The sequence below is a fragment of the Stenotrophomonas sp. 82F1 genome, assembly GCF_056861525.1.
In genome coordinates this window covers 1-1,632 of sequence record NZ_JBSPUD010000042.1, presented here as the reverse complement: position 1 = coordinate 1,632, position 1,632 = coordinate 1, and the positions used below count along the sequence as shown (strand labels likewise).

At 61.8% G+C, this 1,632-nt stretch carries 1 protein-coding gene; it reads left to right on the top strand.

All coding sequences use genetic code 11. The features are described from left to right. The first annotated feature begins 469 nt into the window (after positions 1-469). Positions 470-1,593 (top strand): IS3 family transposase gene (locus AC13GI_RS21590; protein ID WP_243380388.1). Its coding sequence is split into 2 segments (ribosomal slippage): positions 470-710 and positions 710-1,593, totalling 1,125 coding nucleotides; the frame shifts between segments, so codons are not numbered across the junction. The last annotated feature ends 39 nt before the right edge of the window (positions 1,594-1,632 follow it).

Sequence of the window (1,632 nt, the reverse complement as noted above, 5' to 3'; positions counted from 1 at the left end):
TGCAGGACACGCCGTGAACCCATCCATGGGGGCTCGATGGCGCCATCCATGGCGCCAACGGTCCTGCCTGCCCACCCCGATCCGTCCCGCCGAGGCTTCACGTCGGCGGACTGCAAGAGCGTTGGATTTCCAAGTGGAAAGAGGGGTCAGATCCGTTTTCCTGCGGAAAACGGATCTGACCCCGGAAGCGCTGCAGCTGTGGCTCCGCTCTTTGCTTTTCTTTCTTCAATCCGGGGTGGACGCGCAAGGAAACTGTCCGTGGCCAGGAGGGTGGGCTGCGCAGGGGCGTAAGCGCCATGGGCCCGAGGCATGCCTCGGGCGGGTTGGGCAGGACGCCCAACCCCGGTCTTGCCGTGTGCGCAGGACAGCGCACAAGAGCAAGGCGCGCCCGAGCCTACAGGGACGTATTGCGGTGGTCTAATCAACTTGGACACTCGATAGGATCATTTTCGAGCATCGAGGTAGACCCATGGCAAAACAGATCACTCAGGGCATGAGGGACGAGGCGGTTCGCCTTGTCGTTGTAGAGGGGCAGACAGTAAGAGACGTCTGCCAGCTGATGGATGTCGGCCCGACGGCGCTGAGGCGGTGGATCGAGCAGTGGCGGCGAAAACATGACCCGCATGCGGAGGCGCCACCAGTAGATGCGCAGGTCAGAATCGCCGAACTGGAAGCCCAGAACCGCAGGCTCAAGGAGGAGCGCGACCTGCTAAAAAAATCCATCGCCTTCTTCATTCGGGACAGCGATCACCGGAACAAGTGATCCAGGAATTGGGGAAGGCCGCTCCGATCCGGTTGGTGTGCCAGTTGATGGACTATCCCCGTAGCAGCTACTACGCCTGGCTGCATCGGGAGCCTCGCATCGACCGGGAGCTGCTGGCCCAGGTTGATCTGGTTCGTCGCATTCATAAGTCCCACCGGGGCAGCTGCGGCTCACGCAGAATGGCCCGGGAACTGACCAATAGCGGTCTGCAGGTTGGTCGCCACCGCGCCCGGACGCTGATGCGCCGGGCCGGTGTCAGGGCGCGACAGCACAAGCGGCACAAGTATCACAGCCTTGGGCCGCAGGCGCTGACCGCTCCCAACATCCTGGACCGTCAGTTCAATCCGGAGGCGCCAAACCAAGTCTGGGCTGGCGATATCACCTACATCCCCACCCAGCAGGGATGGCTGTATCTGGCCGTCGTTGTGGATATGTATGCCCGTCGAATCGTGGGTTGGGCGCATTCCCACGAAGCAGATGCGTGGTTGGCGGTCAGAGCCCTGCGCGGCGCATTGAAACAGCGCCGCCCCCAGGCGGGACTGCTGTTCCACTCGGACCAAGGGCGGCAATACACCAGCCACGCGATGGCCGAGATCCTGCGCGACAACGGCATCACCCAGAGCATGAGCCGGAAGGGGAATTGCTGGGACAACGCGGTGGTGGAACGGGTATTTGCCACCCTCAAAGGCGAATGGCTGTACTCCAAATACCCCACTCGACAGGAGGCTGCAGCAGACATCGAACAATTTGTGAACTGGTACAACCACCGTCGGCTGCACAGTGCCAACGGCCTTGTGCCACCTGCGCTCCGTGAAGTGCAGGTGGCCTGAACTCCCTTTGGGAGTGTCCAGAAGTACTTGACCACCACA